Origin of the sequence: Halobacteriovorax sp. RT-1-1 (assembly GCF_047085455.1) — a bacterium.
GTDB lineage: Bacteria > Bdellovibrionota > Bacteriovoracia > Bacteriovoracales > Bacteriovoracaceae > Halobacteriovorax_A.
The window spans coordinates 918,310-937,063 of the sequence record NZ_JBKIXZ010000001.1 but is presented as its reverse complement, the minus strand read 5'-3'; the positions used below and the strand labels follow the sequence as shown (position 1 = coordinate 937,063).

General features: G+C 36.0%; 17 protein-coding genes. 4 read left to right on the top strand and 13 right to left on the bottom strand.

Annotation, left to right across the window (positions count from 1 at the left end; translation table 11 throughout):
- Positions 1–7: 7 nt before the first annotated feature.
- From ACMAWV_RS04650 to ACMAWV_RS04625, 6 genes are all read right to left on the bottom strand, one after another.
- Positions 8–1,141 carry a hypothetical protein gene (locus ACMAWV_RS04650; RefSeq protein ID WP_392991029.1) on the bottom strand — a complete coding sequence of 378 codons (1,134 nt, stop codon included), beginning with the start codon at positions 1,139–1,141 and terminating at the stop codon, positions 8–10.
- A gap of 3 nt (positions 1,142–1,144) precedes the next feature.
- The gene (locus ACMAWV_RS04645) at positions 1,145–2,143 is read right to left on the bottom strand and encodes a hypothetical protein (protein ID WP_103216482.1); all 999 of its coding nucleotides are present in this window, start codon (positions 2,141–2,143) and stop codon (positions 1,145–1,147) included.
- Positions 2,144–2,208: 65 nt separating this feature from the next.
- The gene (locus ACMAWV_RS04640; protein ID WP_412462921.1) at positions 2,209–3,435 is read right to left on the bottom strand and encodes a pyridoxal phosphate-dependent aminotransferase; all 1,227 of its coding nucleotides are present in this window, start codon (positions 3,433–3,435) and stop codon (positions 2,209–2,211) included.
- Positions 3,435–3,914, bottom strand: coding sequence for a pantetheine-phosphate adenylyltransferase (gene coaD, locus ACMAWV_RS04635; protein WP_103216480.1), 480 nt, complete (start codon positions 3,912–3,914; stop codon positions 3,435–3,437). The genes ACMAWV_RS04640 and coaD overlap by 1 nt, the downstream gene beginning before the upstream one ends.
- 51 nt (positions 3,915–3,965) lie before the next feature.
- Entirely contained in the window at positions 3,966–4,547 is a 582-nt protein-coding gene (locus ACMAWV_RS04630) for an RsmD family RNA methyltransferase (protein WP_103216479.1), read from the bottom strand.
- A gap of 36 nt (positions 4,548–4,583) precedes the next feature.
- A complete protein-coding gene (locus tag ACMAWV_RS04625) occupies positions 4,584–5,558 on the bottom strand; it encodes a hypothetical protein (RefSeq protein ID WP_412469855.1) in 975 nt (324 codons plus the stop codon).
- A 221-nt stretch (positions 5,559–5,779) separates the two neighbouring features.
- Between ACMAWV_RS04625 and ACMAWV_RS04620 the strand changes: the two genes are divergently transcribed.
- Positions 5,780–8,608, top strand: coding sequence for a hypothetical protein (locus ACMAWV_RS04620; RefSeq protein WP_103216477.1), 2,829 nt, complete (start codon positions 5,780–5,782; stop codon positions 8,606–8,608).
- 15 nt (positions 8,609–8,623) lie between these two features.
- Complete coding sequence (locus ACMAWV_RS04615) at positions 8,624–10,252, top strand: ChaN family lipoprotein (RefSeq protein WP_103216476.1); 1,629 nt, start codon at positions 8,624–8,626, stop codon at positions 10,250–10,252.
- Here the strand turns inward: ACMAWV_RS04615 and ACMAWV_RS04610 are convergent, their stop codons facing one another.
- Positions 10,253–11,704: a hypothetical protein gene (locus ACMAWV_RS04610; RefSeq protein WP_103216475.1), complete on the bottom strand. Its 1,452-nt coding sequence runs from the start codon at positions 11,702–11,704 to the stop codon at positions 10,253–10,255.
- A 179-nt stretch (positions 11,705–11,883) separates the two neighbouring features.
- On the opposite strand from ACMAWV_RS04610, the gene ACMAWV_RS04605 reads away from it, so the two are divergent.
- Positions 11,884–12,681 carry a hypothetical protein gene (locus ACMAWV_RS04605; protein WP_103216474.1) on the top strand — a complete coding sequence of 266 codons (798 nt, stop codon included), beginning with the start codon at positions 11,884–11,886 and terminating at the stop codon, positions 12,679–12,681.
- On the opposite strand, the gene ACMAWV_RS04600 is transcribed toward ACMAWV_RS04605, so the two are convergent.
- Both ACMAWV_RS04600 and ACMAWV_RS04595 read right to left on the bottom strand, forming a co-directional pair.
- Positions 12,661–13,059 (bottom strand): hypothetical protein, encoded by a 399-nt coding sequence (locus ACMAWV_RS04600; RefSeq protein ID WP_103216473.1) that lies wholly within the window; start codon positions 13,057–13,059, stop codon positions 12,661–12,663. The genes ACMAWV_RS04605 and ACMAWV_RS04600 overlap by 21 nt on opposite strands.
- On the bottom strand, positions 13,040–13,462 hold the full coding sequence (locus tag ACMAWV_RS04595; protein ID WP_392991017.1) for a hypothetical protein: 423 nt from the start codon (positions 13,460–13,462) through the stop codon (positions 13,040–13,042). The genes ACMAWV_RS04600 and ACMAWV_RS04595 overlap by 20 nt, the downstream gene beginning before the upstream one ends.
- 121 nt (positions 13,463–13,583) lie before the next feature.
- On the opposite strand from ACMAWV_RS04595, the gene ACMAWV_RS04590 reads away from it, so the two are divergent.
- A complete protein-coding gene (locus tag ACMAWV_RS04590) occupies positions 13,584–14,414 on the top strand; it encodes a hypothetical protein (protein ID WP_412469856.1) in 831 nt (276 codons plus the stop codon).
- Here the strand turns inward: ACMAWV_RS04590 and ACMAWV_RS04585 are convergent, their stop codons facing one another.
- The 4 genes from ACMAWV_RS04585 to miaB form a co-directional block, all read right to left on the bottom strand.
- Entirely contained in the window at positions 14,415–15,365 is a 951-nt protein-coding gene (locus ACMAWV_RS04585; RefSeq protein ID WP_392991013.1) for a hypothetical protein, read from the bottom strand. It lies immediately after the preceding gene.
- A gap of 16 nt (positions 15,366–15,381) precedes the next feature.
- Positions 15,382–16,425: an aminopeptidase gene (locus ACMAWV_RS04580; protein ID WP_103216469.1), complete on the bottom strand. Its 1,044-nt coding sequence runs from the start codon at positions 16,423–16,425 to the stop codon at positions 15,382–15,384.
- Positions 16,413–17,039 (bottom strand): hypothetical protein, encoded by a 627-nt coding sequence (locus ACMAWV_RS04575; RefSeq protein WP_103216468.1) that lies wholly within the window; start codon positions 17,037–17,039, stop codon positions 16,413–16,415. Before ACMAWV_RS04575 ends, ACMAWV_RS04580 begins: the two co-directional genes overlap by 13 nt.
- A 94-nt stretch (positions 17,040–17,133) precedes the next feature.
- On the bottom strand, positions 17,134–18,639 hold the full coding sequence (gene miaB, locus ACMAWV_RS04570; RefSeq protein WP_412469857.1) for a tRNA (N6-isopentenyl adenosine(37)-C2)-methylthiotransferase MiaB: 1,506 nt from the start codon (positions 18,637–18,639) through the stop codon (positions 17,134–17,136).
- Positions 18,640–18,754 lie beyond the last annotated feature (115 nt).

Genomic DNA, 18,754 nt, shown 5'->3' with positions numbered 1-18,754 from the left:
CAAAAGCCTAAAAAATATCCATGGATGTATCAAATAAAGAGATAAAAACAAAAAGGCGATCACCTTTTGTTTCTTGATACTCAGAACCTATTTCTACATTATTAAATCCAGCAGTAATCGTAACTGGCCATAGGCGAATCTCAGCTCCATAATTCAGATAGCCTTCGCCAAGTCCTGCAAAGAAACCAAAGAAAGGGATATTGAGCTGGGCCCCAAAGTGAATCATTCGACCAAAGCTCAAACCTTGATTGATTGGCTTAACATCAAGAGCAAGAGAATAATCAAATGCCTTCCAGTCTTGTTTTACAGCAATTCCAGTGTTAACGGCCATATTGATGCGAGGAACTTCCCCATCCCCTTGAGTCTTTTTAAAGTATGTATCACCAATATCAAGAACTGCCATTGATGCGACAAACTCTGTATTTCCCCATCCATTGGCATATTCAATACCAATATCGTGACCTGCACCAGAACCTTTGGAATAGCCAAATGTATTTTTAATATCATCAATTGAGCCTAGGCCATTTTCAATTTTTGTAATGATATTTGTCGAGAAAATATCAAATTTATCTCGCGTCCCTTCTCTTGTTAAATATTTGAAAGAGTATCCTAGCGAAAGACGCTTACCTTTCATAATTTTCTTTTTCTGCTTATTGCGACTGCCACCAATTAGATTGAAAGCAAAACCAGCTATAAATCCACGATCATAAGAGTAATCAACATTAAAGGCCGGATTTACACGGTTCTTCAAAACGATATTGGCACGATTCTTAGTAAAATAAGAAAATGAAAAATGATGGGCCTTAATCGTTGAAAAGTTAGAAGCTTCTAAATAAAGAGGGTAACCCATTAGCTGATCAGCAATGCCAGCAGCATCACTTGGAAGATTATTAAAGCGATCCATATCATCGATCGCATTTGGCCCAGCTAGAATAAAATTAACAGGAGATATATCAACATCATAATTTGCACCTAAGCTAGCAGGATTGTAAAAAACAGTAAATGAATCCTGATTAGCAAGCCCCATCCATGCATTTCCCATTAACATGGCACGAGGACTCTGACCTAAAAAGAATTTCTCAAAGGCCAAAACATTGATGCTCAAAAGAGTAATGAATAGGAGCTTAAGCGTCTTTCCCATTACCTACCTTGAATGAAGTGTTTCAAAAAGTGCTGCCATATAGTAAGCAATTTGAAGTTCACTACCTGTAAAATCTGTTACACATTGAGTTTGATTTTTTATTGTCACAAGACTATTTGAAAAGCCTTTAGGTGTAATCACATTGTCGACAAAGTCTTGCCTAACAGTACTAATGTCGGCCAGAAATGTTGTTAAATCAACATCAGTAATATCACCAAGAGTGATATTTTCAAGAACATCTAATAAGTTATTAAAGTCAGTAACCAATGCGCAAGCACGTTCTAGATGTAGGCTTGAATCACCATTAGTTAAATCAATACTACCTGTATCAGCACCATCATCACATGCACCTGTCACGCCACCTGCTTGAATATATGCATCAAGATCACCATCTCCGAAGTAAGAGTATGCGAAGAGACATTCATTAGTTCCTACTGTCCCCGCCCCTTTCGAACCAAGCGCATCAGAATTTCCAAAGAAGGCCATGCTCATACCGTTTCGAACAAAGAGCATATACATTAGAAAAGAATTTATATCGGCCGCTCCATAACTTCCAAATGTTGCTTTACGAAGCGTAGCAGACGGATCTTTTGTTGCTGGGCCAACTCCTCCAGAATAAGTTAAAACATCGATTGCTTTGCCAAGATAGTAGTAAGAAAGATCATCAATGTCAGTCATGGCCTGGGCCAATGTAAATGTTGACATTGAACTTAGGAGATCTCCACCTGTTGTAATTTTTGTGATTTCATTTAAGAAGAACTCTGTTACAGAAAAGCCTGCTTTACATGCATAAGAAGAAGCAAGTAACTTATAATAAGTTGCATCTCCACTCTGCTCTTTCATCGCAAGCATTTTACTGAGGGCCTTATCACAATCCCCAGTCGATAAATGATCTTCAACAGAAAGATAACTTCTTTCAAGTTCGATATCTTCATCGACACCACAAGAGGTGAAAAGAATTGATGTTAAGAGATAAATACTGAAAACAATTAGTTTATTCACAGCTTAATTATCTCTTAACTTAACCTTTAATTCATAGTGGGAATGAGATACCAATCTTAAATAGCTTATTCCTGAGTTAAATACTCGGCGACACTAACAATTGCGTCTTTAAAATCATCTTTTGGTAGAACAAGAGAAATTCTGGCACAATTTGGAAGACCAAAATCCCCACTCGGGACCATTGCCACACCTTTTTGCTCAAGAACTTGTTCGCAGATCTCAACAGAGTAATCCGACTGATCAGTATCCGATTTTTTAAATCGGCCAATGACAGGAGCGCTTGAGAAATCAAAGAGAAAATAAAAAGCTGACGTTACCTGATACCAGCACTTTTCTAACTTATACTCTCTTAGAACTTCTCTTAATATAAGAGCATTCTCACGTAAGTGTTTTTTAACTGGAGTTAGATACTCATCAACATGATTCATATTATAGCGAAGTAGCGCACGCTGAATTAATGAACAAGAACCTGAAGCTGTATGGCCTTGAATCTTTTTAACAGCATCAATCACATCTTCGTGTGCAATACAGTAGCCAAGTCTTAGGCCAGTTGCTGCAAGACTTTTTGAAATACCGTCGACAATGATTGTACGTGACAATAACTCACGATCATATTGATAATAATATGTTGGTTTTGGGTCGTAATAATTTAATTCGTAATATATTTCATCAGAAATAATAAAAGTATTTTCATATGGCTTCACAATTTCAGCAAATTGCTTCATCCACTTTTCATTATAGAAAATCCCCGATGGATTATTTGGGCTATTTAAAACAATTGCTTTCGTTTTATCACTAATCAATTCTTTTAATTCCTCTAGGTCTGGTTCAAACGCATTAAAAACGGAAGCCTTAACTTCTTTTAAGACACCACCATTAAGAGAGATCATTTGTGGATATGAAATCCAGTATGGAGCAAAAACTATTACTTCATCACCTGGATCAACAATACTTGCAAAAATATTTGCAAGAACATGCTTTCCACCATTACCTACAACGGCCTTGAAATTATGGTCAAACTCATCAAAGCTAATGCCTCGAGAAGTTTCAACATATTCGATAATTTTTTCTAGTAACTCACTATCGCCTGCAACTGGGCTGTATTGAAAACTTTTTAGAAAGTCTAACTCTCCCCTTATCGATTCGACTAACTCTCTTGGTGGTCGATAAGGTAGTTGTCCTGCTGTAAGGTTGTAAACTTTCTTACCTTCTTGTGCCATAGCTACTGCTTTGGCATTAAGCTTTAAAGTAATACTCTCATTAATTTCTTGTGAACGCTTCGAAACATTCATTAGATCTTCCCTTTTTTAGCAATCCAGTTATAAATTGTATCTGGAACGAATTCCTTAATTACTTTTCCATGCTTATGAATTTCTTTAACAAGCGAGCTTGAAACATAGTAGTTATCTCTTTCAGTAATAAAGAAAACTGTTTCAATTTCTGGGTATAGTCTCTTATTCATTGAGGCCATCTGAAACTCTGCTTCGAAATCCCCTGTAGGTCTAAGTCCTCTAATAATTGAGCCAATGTCGTTTGCTTTTGCATAATCGACAATTAGTCCTTCCCACTTATCTGCTTTAATACGAGGCTCATCTTTAAATGTTTCATTTAACATCTCAACTCGCTCTTCAGCTGTGAAAAGAGGTTTCTTATTGCGATTGTGGGCAACAAGTATAATCACCTCATCAAAGACTGTTAGTGACCTCATTAAAATATCCTTGTGGCCATTTGTGAATGGGTCAAACGTTCCTGGGTAAATTGCTCTTTTCATTGAGTACCTAATTCCTATTATAAATTTAAATCAATTTTATACGACACCGGATTACAATGCAATTTTTGCAATATAACTTGTGCCTTGCTTGTAGACTTTAGAGAAAGTAAGAGAATGTTTTTTTAAATCTGCTTCAAGGATTCCCTTTTGACGATCGGATTCAATCCAAATCTCTCCAGAGAATGAAGATTCTTTAAGTAATTTGAGACATTCTAAGTAGACATCCTTTAATTCATATGGCGGGTCGATGAAGATGAAACTCTCATCGTATTCATCTGATGTTGACTCCAAATAACTTATACTTGTTTTTAGATAAGCTTGAGCTTTTTGCTTAATAATTGATAAATCTTCTGTGTCTACTTTTTTAGAAATCTCTATCTTATTCTTTTTTAAGACATTAAGAACTTTTGGATGGTCATCAACAAGTACGACTTTCTTCGCCCCTCTTGAAAGCGCTTCAAACCCCATAGCACCACTACCTGCGAACAAATCCACAAACAGACAATTCGTTAAGTCTTGATGAGCATCAAAGAATTTTCGTCGAAGCATAACACTCGTTGGACGAGTAATTGATTCAGGGGGAACAAAAAGGGCATGCCCTTTAGCATGCCCACCAAGTATATTTATGGCCATTTATAACCTTTTTAGTTTAAACAACATCAAATAATGTTAAGCGACTTTCTTCGCTTCTTCGGCCGAAGGAAGTGGAATATTAAAATTAGCTCCACCTTCAATACATGCCTTAAAGCCTTCTTCAGTTATTGAAACGTCTACACCATTCATTGTCAGAGTAAAGCGTCCATCAACTACACTTAATGTTGCTTGCGACCCAGCGATCGTCAAGTTTACATTAAAATTCATATTACCTGCTGCACTAAAAGTAACGTCACCACTTTCGCTAGTTGTTGGCGCAACATGCGTGAAAGAAGGCGCAGGAGTTTCTTTAGGCGCTTGATTTATCACAAGTATATTTTCATTGTCTTCATCTTTTATCACTGTTGATTGTGCATTCGCTGCCGGCTCTTCTTCCATTTCGAGAGTTGTCGTAGGTGATACTGCGTCAATTTCTTCAAGATCTTTCATTATGGCATCCATTTCAGCTTCATCAAAGCCTTCAGTAAATGCTTCTTCGAGTGATGGAGATGAATCCCCAGCAACTGCTTCTTCAATATCTTCTTGAGCAACGATTTGTGTTGTCTCTTCTTCGAATACTTCTTCCACTTCTGCAACAACCTCATCAAGAGGGTTTGACTCAGCAACCATTTCATCAAGAGGATTTGATTCCGCAACCATCTCATCAAGAGGATTTGATTCCGCAACCATTTCATCAAGAGGATTTGATTCAGCAACCATCTCATCAAGAGGATTAGCTTGCGCCTCTAGGGCATCTAGCGGGTTTACTTCTACAGCAAACTCTTCTACTGGTGCAGATTCTGCAACGCTTTCTTCGACGACCTCTGCTACTGGCGCGCTATCAAGTTGTCCTGACAGTTCTTTATCCAGACTTGCAAATTCTGCCATGATGTCATCTAGTTCATTCTCAGAAAATCCACTTTCTACACTTTTTGCTGCTGCATCTTGAGGTTTATTTCCACCCATATAAACTCCGTCTATTGATCCAATATCACTTGTGCTTTTCGACACAGATGACAGAAACTTTAAGAAATAAACATTGTTATAAAATCAATGACTTACAAAGCTTAAGTCGAGAATATCTATTTTTAAGCATGACAATATGAGTGGCCATCGTTATATTTTACTACCAATTTAAAAGACGCAACACACGACTTTCCTTACATAGTTTAGAATGTTAACCATCTTAAAGTTTTGAGGACTGTCGATTATTATACGGAACAACAGGCGAAGTGAAAGATTCATCGTTTTCAGCTAAGAATTGGCTGATTAACAATATTCCTGGTCCTAGTACCGAGGCAGATAGCCTTGAGGAGCCTAAGCATGCAGTAAATGCAAGCGGACCTACTCCTGTTCCTTCAATTCAAAGCGGACAATTTCTTGTTAGTGACCACATTATTCCGAAGTGGCGTGGTGAAAGCTTACTAACTAAAGGAAGCATGAAGTTCAAAAAAATTGTATTTGAACTTTTCAATGAAGCAAAAACTCAGGTTAAGTCTTTCAAGCACCGCAACCGCAGTCTTAAGCAATCTTTATTTCAAGAATTTATTGAATATACAACTCACAACGGTATTCACCCTGAGGGAGTTAGCGACTTTAACCAATTTTGGGCACAACTTGATGACAAGAACGGCCCAAGTTACGAATGTATCCAAGACTTTTTAAAAGTTTACTGCCTTCGTTCTATTAGCGTCTATATCTTAAAGGTTCGCTTTCTAACTCAACTGAGCTCTTTCTATTCAAAGACTCTTACTAAGAATGAGATTTTAAATCCAAACTCAACGCTAAGTAAGATCTTTAAAGTATCAAGCTCACGTGAATTATCGAGTCGTGCACTAGGAACGAATGAATACAGCTGGTTTAGACCAAATGAAAATTTTGGTGACAGCATTTTAGAACTTAGCTCTATCCTTAAAGACCTTAACCCTATTGAGTTCTTTAAAGTTCTAAATCATGAAATTCCAAATGAGTTATCAGTAGTTTTATTCCACAACGAAACTGATAAGTATTCTCATGCTTTCAGTAATCGTAACTTTGGACTAATGACTAATAATCTTTTAATCAACTTTCCAAAGTGGATTGAAAATCATGGTGGGTATTTCAATTTTAATACTCAACCACAATGTTTAAGTACCCTATTTACAGGTAACTTTCTAAACTCACTAACGATCTCTCACTGGATTGCTCAAGAGAATAATTCAACAGAGGCTTGGCAAGAAATTATCTGCCCAGAGTTTAGAGGTGATAATTATGTTAACGGACAATACTTAAAGATATTCCAAGAAATTCAATTCATGACTTTCTTAGTATATCTAGCTCCAAGACAGAATAAAGACCCTATCTCTTTAATCGTTTCTCTTTTTAAGCAGAAATCGAATAAATCGAGAATTACGGCCAGCGGTCAATTTGCCCTGCTTGATGCTACAGAGGTACAGCAAAGTATCTACGATAGAATTCTGGTTAACTTAGTAAATATTCCTAAGAAGAACCCACACCACTACCTCATTACAAATATAATGCAAAATGGGGAGCATCTATCTAATAGTGGTTATATGTATGTCTTCTCTAATCAGAAGCTCTTTGTTCCTTCTCATGCAGCAAAGAACGAAGCACTATTTAAGCAGTACAAACTACTGATGCGCTTTAATCTTGAAGGCCTTAAAGGTAAGGGTGAAATCCCACGCTACTTCTATATCTTCTCGAAGCGTGTGGTAGAGAATAAATTAGATATTTTTGGTAACCCAGATGTTAACTCAACTCTTCTTAAGGAGTCGTGTCTTTCTGTAAATATGAATGGTGATCTGACTCACTTTTCGAAATTTGATTTCTTCGTTGAAGAAATTGATAAGCTATTTGCAAATAAGAAGGCCATTGATGCTCCACTTTTTTCAAATGAAACAAAGTGTGGATTATCATTTGAGTTTCACCAAGATGCTATCCTTAACGGAAAGCTTCTAAGTAACAACAGTGAAAGTGATAAGATCACTCACCCACAATATTTTAGAAACCTAACAAAGAGTTGTATCCCATTTGATCAATTCTTTAGTGTTGAGTCTCTTTCAAATTACCGTGAAGATGACAACTACGACCTACTAGGCTTCAACCTTAACCCTCAAGAGAGATATCCATATCTTCTGATTGTGGACTTCACTAATGAGAACGATATTAAGCTTGAGCTGACGACAATTGATTCACTTAAGGCGAAGATTGAGGAGTATGGTAACGCTTACTTCCAATACTTTGGATTACTACCAAAGATCTCAAATCTAAATATCAATCTATTTAGAGAGTTCTTTAAAACGACAATTGGTAAGCAGATTACTCAGCTTACTTTTAATGGTGGACTGAAGAAAACGAAGGCAAAACTAAATGCCATGTTAATTCCAAAATTCCTTGAGAAGACGGAATTCTTACCTTCACACCATATTGAGTCTCTACAAGATATCACTCTTTCGAAAGAAGATGTCCAGACAACAGATTTTTGCATGTACACGCAAAAACTTGCTTCTAAGATCGATACTATCAACTTACTTGCTAAGCGCTGGCCATGGCATACAAGTTGTATCCTTTCTCACCTAAAAATTATCATTGGTAATTACCGTGATCAGGTAAATAGTGGAAAGGTTCAAATGAAGTATGATTACTCTTCAAGTGCACTCATTGGAAAGATTGTTGGTCTGCCAAAGACACCTATCTATCCAAACAACCAAGATATTTATCTTGAAACACTTATCACTGAGAGAAATGATATTCACCTTCCACTAACAAGTGCAATCTTTGAAAAGTCTGAACACACAACAAAGCTTAGACTTATTTCAAATGATAGAGAAGTTCTTAACCTACATGGTGAATTACAATTACTTCAATTCATCCAGTTCATTCTGACAAGTGCAGTTGGAACTCCTATTTCAACTATTGTTCAATCTCTTGAAGTACCTGCTGCTAAAGAGCTTAACTCTCTACTTGCTGAGCAAGATCAGGTAGCACATAACGTGAATGAAACGTTTGCACTAATTAATAACACTCTAAACAATATCATTATTGGTCAAATAAATAATTAGTGATATCATAGACTTATGCAATTGAAAGTCGATGAGACTCACTGGAGTATCTACCGCTATTTTAAAAATAAGGCCAACTCTCTTGAAGGAGAGCCATCAGCTTTACTAAAAAAATATCGTCAAGATCAACAGCGCTACGCTCGCCGAGACTTTCAAACTTCAAGCGTCAGTCAACTTTATGATTCAATTGATACCTCTGATATCATCTACCTTGGAGACTTCCATACTTTTGACCAGAGTACGAGAAACCTCGAACGTATCATTCGCATCCTAGCAAAGAGTGATTATCAATTTTCAATTGGTGTCGAATTCATTCATATCAATCATCAATTCTACATTGATTCATATCTTAAAGGGGCCATTACTGAGCTCGAATTTCTAGAATCAATCAACTATAAGAATTCATGGCGCTTCCCTTGGACCTTTTATAAGATCTTCTTTGATCTTGCTAAGGATCACAATATTTCAATAATTGCGCTTAATACTAAGGGAAATCTGGAGCAAAGAGACAAGAAGGCCGCAAAGAAAATTGCGACTTATCATAAAGAAAACCCAGAACAAAAGTTACTTATTTTATTTGGAGAACTTCACATTGTTCCAAATAAACTGCCACAAAAAGTTTTTGATCTGGCCAATAAGGATATTGTTCAAACAATCATTCATCAAAATACTGATGAAGTTTACTGGAATTTAGTTAAAACCAACAAGCTAAGATCTGATCAAATTGTTAAGTACAATATGAGAGAATTTGTTCTGGTAAACTCTCCTCCTTGGTTAAAGTATGAATCTCAAATTTACTGGTATGAGCACTTAGCTGATGATCCTGACTTTGACATTCACGAGTATATTATAGAGACAGGTGCACTTAAGTTTTCAGACAATATCTTGGATAACTTTGCTTACTTTTGTCATGAAATTAATAATACCCTTAATCTTGATATACCAATTGGTGAGATTGAAGATTTTAGAATCTTTGATCAGCAAAACCTAAAAAAAGTAAAAACAACAATCAATAAACTAAAGTCAAAGAAGGCCATTAGTTTTTACAATAAGCTCATCGAACATGGTAAGACGTTTAAACTTCCATGTAAGAAAGCTTATTACTGTTCAAGTTATTCAATTAATCGCATCTCGTACCTAGCAGGGATTCATATTCATCAATCAAAGTTAAAGATTCCGGAAAAAGAGATTGTTGACTTCTTTAATAAGAGAGATCGTACGAATTTATTTGTTTATCTTATTCATAATTATATTAGTGCTTACTTCTGTTCGAAGCTTTTTAACCCCTATCGAAAGTGTAATATGTATAAAGACTTTCAATACATGGCACGTAATAATAAACAACTTAAGAAGACTGATAAGATGGTCTTTAAAGCATGTTTAAAGCTTTGTAATAAACGAGCCAATGTTAATGAAGAACTAAAAGGACTAAATCTCTACCAGCTTCATAAAGCTTCACGTAAAGTATCACACATGCTTGCAGATATTATTTTTGACTACTTCTTCGCTGCTAATCGAGTTGAGTATAAAGATGTATACAGGCTTGTAGCATCAGATGATTACTCAAATGAAAACTATCAAAGCCTGTTGAATGAAATTGGAAATTTAGTAGATATTAAAAAGCTAAAAAAACGCGAATTCTAATTACATTAGTCTTTGCATAATCTCGCGCTTAGTACCTTTTTCAATACGAGTAACTTTCTTAGAAGTATCTTCCTTCACCTCTTCAGTCACTTTATCAGCACTTTCTACTTCAGCTACTGGAGCAGCAGTAACAACATCTTTTGTTTTAAAGATTATCTTGTACTTACGTCCAACTGGTTGTAGATCGTCATTGTAAAGGTTTGCAAGCTCTAGACGTCCCGAAATGTCTTTTAAAAGCTCTCTTACGATTTGAACTGAAGTTTCAAGTTCAGTTGAATTCTTACTCTCACCGTACGAAGAAATACTTAGATAGTAGATTGCTCCAAGTGTCTTACCTTGAACTTCAATCGTTCTCTTATCTTCATCAGCATTAATTGAGTTCTTAGCTGCATCTAAGAGAATATTATATTGAATTTGCTCAATCGTTTCTCTCTCACCGATGATTTCTTTTTCATTAGTATCAATTTTAAATTCGATCCCCTGCTCTTTGTACTGATCTTGTACTTTACAAGCAATAAAGCGGTTTACCGAAGAAATCTCACAACTTTGTACCATTGGTACATTAGTTTCATTTTCACTACTTTCATTTGATTCACTCATAGACCAAATTTGATCCGCAACTTGTTTTGCATCTTGATCATCATTAGAAAGAACCATTCCGAAAGTTTTATTTTCATTAGAAGAGATCGTCGCTTTTCTCTTCTCTTTTCTGAAGTTTTGCTTTTGTGCAGAGTAAAGCTTTGAGCAATGCTTCATCTCATTAAGCTCAAGAGCATTAATGATAACGCTTTCAATCTCATCGAAGTTATCTTCTTGATTAAGCATAAGAAGACTTAACGCCTCATCTTCAAGTTCTTTTCTTCTTTGCATAACAATCTTCTTGAAAATTAATTCCCATGCAAAAGTAAATAAGAACACTCCTGCAACAAGAGCAAGAGAGATTTTAATATTTGAAAGTGAACTTGAAATCGTTTCGAAGTGATTTTCAATAAGAATTGAGCCAGCATCTGCAGCATCTTCAAACTGAGAGAACTTTTCGTCGATATTGCTAGAGAAATTCTTGTCAGTTACAGAAAATCCCTTCCCTGTACTTCTAAGACTCTCATGAAACCAATGAACATTTGAACTCACTGTATTAAATTTTTTAACAATTGCTGAAGAGAATTTTCCATACTCAGTCATTAGGTCAGAGACTTGAGCAAAGCATTCTCCTGTTTGCGCCGTAAAATTACTATCTAAATATGTTGAATTCATATCCCCTGCAACTGCAGCAGTGTAGGTTTGCTGAACTCTTGTACTACAAATTTGAATTCCGTTTTGAATTGTTGAGACCAGTTTATAACTATTCGATACACCACTTAGCATATAAGCAATGACTAAAATTGAGACAGAAGATAGACCTAATATTCCTAATCTCACCTTTGAAAATTTGTATTGAACTGGTTTACTCATCCATAAGTCCTTAAAATTGCGTAATTCATTTACTTTTGCGCCAATTAGCACACTTTAATTCTACCTATTGATTCAACTAGAAGAAAGAGTAGACAAATTTTACCAGTTTAAAGGAGATTCCTTTGTCCCAAACCAAGTAAAATGGTACAATTTTTATAGATAAATCCGGCCGGAGAAAAATGATCAACTATATTACAATCCTATTTTCCCTCGTTTTACATGCATTGGTACTAAGTTTAGTACTCGATGCTGACAATTCGAAGAAACTGGCCCAGGAAGAACCAATTAAGCTCAAGTTCAAACAAATTGAAGTTAGAAAGATTGGACTCGATAAGGCCCAGGATAACCAAAACCTTTTTGGTCAACTTGCCTATGGAAAACCTTCTTATACTGAAAAAGAAATCAAACGCGTTGATCAGGAAGTAAAAAGTCGATCTTCTGCCCTATCAAAGAAAGAAGAAAAAAGAATTGTTGAAACAGTTAAAAAGGAATCCGTTCAAAAGAATCAGATTACCCAAAGAAGGATTTCAAAAGAAAGCTTCAAAGAAGCTAATTGGACTAATGAACTATCACACGTTCAAGAAGCAACTGTAAGTTTTCTACCGCCTAAAGGTATTAGCCCCGACAAACTGAATGAGTTCGAGAAGGTTTTCTATGCTTTCTATAAGCGTGTTGCTGTTCAGTATATCAACTCTGTTCAAATTTCGGTGAGAAATCGAGTAACAGAAAGGCCTTATGTTCAAGAGAGTCTACGCTCAGCTTCAGCGCAAGAATTAAGGGCCGTTGTACGTTACGATGAAGAAGGAAATGCTGAAATTGTAAAAATTCTTAAGTCATCAGAAGATGATGATATCCATAAAATCTTTGAAACAGCTTTAGGGAAAATGAATAAGATTCCTAATATTGTAAAAGATCTAAAAGACGAAGATGGAAAGTACTATGCTATCTTCACTCTATCAGTAAATACACGCCGCTAAGATTATCGTTGCCACGATAATCAATTGTAATTTTCTTGGAATACCAAAAGTAAGAAAGATAAAGAAGTCTTTTACTGAGAGTTTGTACTGACGCTTTTTTAAGACAGGACTCCCCTTTATTTGTTCTTCTTCTAAATCAGGTATCAATTCATCTAACTCTCTAAAAAGCAGCTCCTCAACCTCAGAGTTAGCTTTATAAGAATTAAAATCATTGATCAAATCTTGTTTTTTTAAATCGTACTCAAGAAGTTTTTGGCGACAGTCTAGACATTGAGAAAGATGTTGTTCATTTTTCACAAAGTCACGACTTTCTAAATAAGTCATTTGCTTTGAGAAGAAGCACTTTTTAAAATTATTATTAATTAATTGTTCTTCCATCAAAGCTCTCATTTAAATGTATTCTATTATGGGATAATTGATCAATATAAGATAGAACCTCTTGTTGAGATATCTTAAGAGTTTGTGCAATACTCTCAACACTCTCCCCTTTGAACTCAAAAAGATAAACACAGGCCCTTTTCTCAACACTATCGATTTCGCTATTCTTTTTATTTAAGATTTGCTCACTTCGTTGTTTAGCTAGACCAATTAATTTTATTAGAAATTGATGTTCAAAATATTCGTTATCTATCTTGTATAGAACTTGATTACCTTGTTGAACATGGCCAGTGGCCACATCAATAATAAGTTGCATTGCCTGCAATTGATCTTGAATCAAGTAATTTGCCACTTGATAAAATTCATCCACTAATTTTCGAATAAGTTCTTTTTTAACTAACACATAATAATTTTAGCAAGCTTTAGAAAAAATGCTACTGCGATTTTAAACACTTAAGTGAAGATTAAAGTATATTCAATAGATTACCGATAAAATAGTGAGGAAATGTAAGAACGAGGATTACATGAGAAAATTTATATTATTGGGAACTTTAGTACTCATGACATTAACGAGTTGTACTCAACCGACTAATTCTAGAGCTAATTATAATAACTCTAACGGAAATAGTTGGGATAACGGTAACTCAGGAAGCGGCGGAAATGGCGGCTGGGACTGGGGTAACGGTGGAAGTGACAGCGATGATAGTGGCAATAATGAACAAACCGATAGTGGTGATGGTTATGGAGACGGTAACGAAGAAGGAACAGCTGATGGCGATGGCCAGACGACAAACTTCTACACTGTAGGAACTATTGTTCTTCGTGGTAGCTCACGTGTATCTTCTGGATCAAATGTGATGTGGTCTTCGACTTCTCTTGGAAATGGTCAGGCCATGCTCTATACAGACTCTCGATTTAATATTCGTGTACGTCCAAGAACAGCTCCTACACAGGGAACGACAGATGCCTATGGAGAAAAATGTCACTATAATCCACAACAATATAAGAAATTAAGAATTAAGTTATGTATTCGCGCTCAAGGTGAAAGCTGTGAATCAAATATGATTAGAAGTGTAACTTTTGGTGATATCGCAAACGAAGAAGTTTCGAAAGTTAAAGAGTTTTCTAGCTACTCACTTCCAACAACAACAGGCCCAATCATTGTGGATGTTCTTGATGTTCAATGGGACTGGTCTTGTCAGTTCTATTTAAATCAAGGTTATAGTCAAAGTAGCGCTGAAGTGAATGGTTACTGCCCAATGGCCCGAGTATGGGATAATGACTGTGTAGGCTTCGATCTTCAATTTTCAACTGACTATACAAAAGACTTTCCGGCTTCAGCTCCAAGAATGTAATTATCTAAATAATTCAAGTGCGAGGTTTCTTTTCATAGCAGAAGAAACCTCCACCATTAATCCCGGACACGTTACGTTTACTTCCGAAATCTTTCCACCAAGAATATCAAAAGCAATTAAATCAACTCCGTCGGCCATAAGCTTTTCGCAAATATGCTGACATTCTGCTTTTACTTCAGGATCTAATTCGACGGCAGAATACTTTGCTCCTTGAGCAATATTGGCAAGGAACTCGCCTTCTTTTGGGACCTTTAGGATTGTTCCCAGTTCGTTAGCACGATAGAAAATTGTGCGAATTTCACCTTCAATAACAGAAGCATCAAACTCTTGTACAACAACTGGCCCTTTAAACTCATCGCATTTGGCCTTAAAATGCCCTTCAAATCCGTCCAAGCCTACTTTTTGCACACCAATACCCTGATAAAGATCAAGAGGCTTTAAAATCAATTCTTGGACCCCACGAGAAGCAAGAGTTGCAACAAACTTTTTAGCACCAGCAAGAGAAGTTCCTACATAGCTATCAAGGCTAAGCTCTCTTGTATAGGCCGAAAGCTTTTCATTATGTTTCATAATTCCTAATGGATTATTTAAAACCTGAACACCATACATCTCAGTTAAGAAATTAAGCATCCAAAGGTAGCGCTGATAGCGCGAATCATATGGTGGATCAATTCTCATATGAATTGCTGTATTTGAATCAATTGAAACAACTTGTGAATCATCTTCTACTTTGAAATCTTCAACATAGAAACTTTCATTGATCTTTCCACTAATGCGGTAACAGTCAAACTGAATGCCATTAGCATTTTGGACAAAGAAGTCTTTTTCAAAAAGAACATAAACATCCTCGCCTCTTTCTTGCATCGTTAGAGCAATTAAGATTGTCGAATCTTTCTTTGTGACAAGTTTTTCAATTGGATCAATAAAGAATAAGTGTTTCTTGTTTTTCATATCAAGAAAGATAACATTAATTCAGCGATTTGAAATTAAAAAGATAGTCCTCAAAGCTACCTTCCACGTCATCTTCAAGGTACTTTTGATAGCGTTGTTCAATATTTGCAAAGAGTGCTTTTAGATCACCATTAAATCTCTTAGCATATTCGCCAATTTGAGACTGACTTTTCTCATAAGTCATAAAAGCTGCCAAAGATGCTGTGTTCCACTCCATTTTTGCAGGCCAACAATTTGTGACCTCAAGACTAGAACAAAGCATACTTAGTTCTTTGGGCATTGTTATCGTAAGATAATCTTTCTTCTTACTCTCCCAGGCATCTTGTTTAAGAATTTCCTTGAGGTTTTTAGCGTGAATCGTAACGGCCTTCTTGAGCTTTGCATTTAACTCGAGATTCTTGAAATATTTGACCAGTTCTTTATCATTCTTGTAATACTCAATAAGCATTTGCTCACCAAAGTAGTTGGCAAGGTTTTCATTTAGGTCGACTTCATTCTTAGCAAAGAAGATTGTATGAAATAGTTCATGAAAGACTGTTTCAGTTAAGCTGTACTTTCCATATTCAAAAAAAGAAGAAAGAATTGGGTCATTGAAGTTTCCAAGTGTCGAATAGGCCAGTACATCTCTTGTATAAGTTTCATATCCGTCTCTTTCAAGCTCCTTTGCAAACTCCATTGCAGATTCCTCTTTGAAAAATCCAAGATAAGGAAAGCATCCATAGAAAGTGAAGCACTCTTTGCGGGCCTTTATCTCATTAGGTCTAGAAGCTATAACGAGATAAGTAACTGCACGAGATTTTAAAAGTGTCGTCTTAGAATAAATATCTGTAGTAGGCCTTTTCCAGTATTCATAGAAATACTTTTTATAGGTTTCGATTTGTTTAATTTTATTCTTATATTCTTCACTAACCTTCGGGTCTTTTAAGACATCCTGATTAGCTCGAGCACTCCAAAGAATATCAACTTGTCCTATGCCCTGCTCAGTTAGATAACTTATTTTGGCACAAGATAAACTCGTGAATAAAATTGAGAGAAGAAAAAGTCTGTTTAGAACAACCATGAGATCCCAGCATTGTAACTTAACTGATCTCTCGCTTGTTCAAATTCAAAAGCACGAAAGACCGTTCTTACTGAGCCCTTTATTGAGAAAGTTCTTGTTAGCATGACCTTTAAAGCAAATGCCCCAAACATTGCATCGTAACTAGACTTCTCTTTTCCGGACTTGATGAGATATTCGGTCGAAGTATCTAAGTCCTTAACTAAAGTTGTTGAATAAAGAGTATACTGCTGGCGACTCCAACCAAGAGAGATTAGCGGTTGAAGAAATGATTTACGACTTGAAAGAGCTTGTCTTATCCCGATACCAAAGCTTTGAGTTTTAATATTGGTGTATTCATTTTCAATTACAAGTCCTGTTGAAAGACCTGAGTTATCATATTTTCCGATAATTTCATTTTCTGACTGAGAAATATTAAGTTCGATACCTGTCTTTGAAAGAAAGTAGAAAGTAACAGAGCCTGCATACATACGAGTCGTTTCGTAAGACTCACGATCGAGACCAAAAATATTCTTCTTGTAATTAAAGTCGAGATCAAGTTCTGTTAAGGCCTGTGAATTAATCGTTAACAAAGCTAAGAACGTCATTTTGCAAAGTAAAAGTAAGCGTAATTTCATAATATCCCCAAAAAATACTCAAGGATATTTTACAACTTAGGAAGTTACTAATGCTTATTTAGGCAAAGAACTCCATTTCACTTCGTAATTACAACTACTTACTTAAGCGACGGCCATGATCTTGAAGTAGTTCACCCTGACAAGAAAGTGCAGTAGTCGACGTACACTTAACATCAACCCAGTGCCACTTAAGGTTTAACTCTTCATTTTCCTTAGGACCTTTAAAGTGAATCAGACGATTACAATTCGTTCTTCCCTTCCATTTAGTCTCACCTTTCATTGTATTTGAGCCTTCGACTAATACGCGGTACTCATTACCAACCATCTTAGCGCGAATCTTTTCTTGAATAGCAAGTTGAAAAGCTTGTACTTCGTGAAGACGTGACTTACGAATCTCTTGAGTTAGAAAATCTTCCATCTTAGCTGCACGAGTTTTACTTCTTTGAGAGTAAACATATGAGTAAATGAAATCAAATTGTGCTCTTTCTAAAAGATCTAAAGTCTCTTTGTGTTCTTCATCAGTTTCATTTACGAAACCACAGATAATATCTGTCGAAAGAACGATATCTGGTTGAGCGGTACGTAGTTTTTCTAAAAGACCTAGGTAATGCTCTTTTGTGTACTCACGATTCATTCTTTGAAGAACTGTATTTGAACCAGATTGAACTGGAAGGTGTAAATGTTTTGATAATTTCTTTGCCGCCCCATGAGCTGCGATTAGATCATCAGATACATCGTAAGGATGTGATGTTGTATATCTTAAAATCTCTAGGCCATTGATTTGATCTAGATCCATAATTAAATCAGACAGACGCTCCCCATTTTCCTTTCCAAACGAGTTTACGTTTTGGCCAAGAAGCATCACCTCTTGAACACCTTGATATTCAACAAGTCTTCTTACATCCTCAACAATCTCGGCCTGCTTTCTTGAGCGTTCGCGTCCACGAGTATAAGGAACAATACAGTAAGTACAATATTTATCACAACCCTTGATGATATTAACGAATGCTTGTGGAGTTCCATGATTAATTTTTGTTTCAATGGAAAAGTTACTAGAACGATCCCAAGTATTTACTGAAAATTTATCATCACCTGCATAAGTGCGATAAACCATATCGTTAATTGTATCAATTGTATCTGGACCAAAGGCGAAGTTTAGATGCTTGAATTTTTTTACAAGATCTTTTCCCTCTGTTTGGGCAACACATCCACCAACTCCAATAACCAGGTCATCACCTTTTTGCTGCTTTAGATGTTTAAGTTCACCTAATTGTGAATAAAATTTATTATTTGCTAGTTCTCTAACTGCACAAGTATTGAAAAGAACCAGACTGGCCTCTTCTAATTCTTCAGTATGAGAGAAATTTAAGTTTTTTAAGTGAGAAAGAATACGTTCAGTATCATGATAATTCATCTGACAACCGTAAGTTTTCATCCAAACCTTACGTGGAGGAAACGATACATCCCCTAGTTGAACAATGCGATCACCTGACTTTTCATCTATAAATGATGAAGCTACGTGATTTTGCTTACTTACGCCTAAACCAGTTGGAGAAATATCTGTTGTCATGAATTTTCCTTCTATCGCCTTTCTTTTCATTTTCCCTGCCCTACCTACGGGCAAAATGAGGAGATGAAATATATATAAGTAGCTGAAATAACGACAAAACCAAGGAAAATACTACAACGTTAAAAGTTGTAACATGTTGAAATCA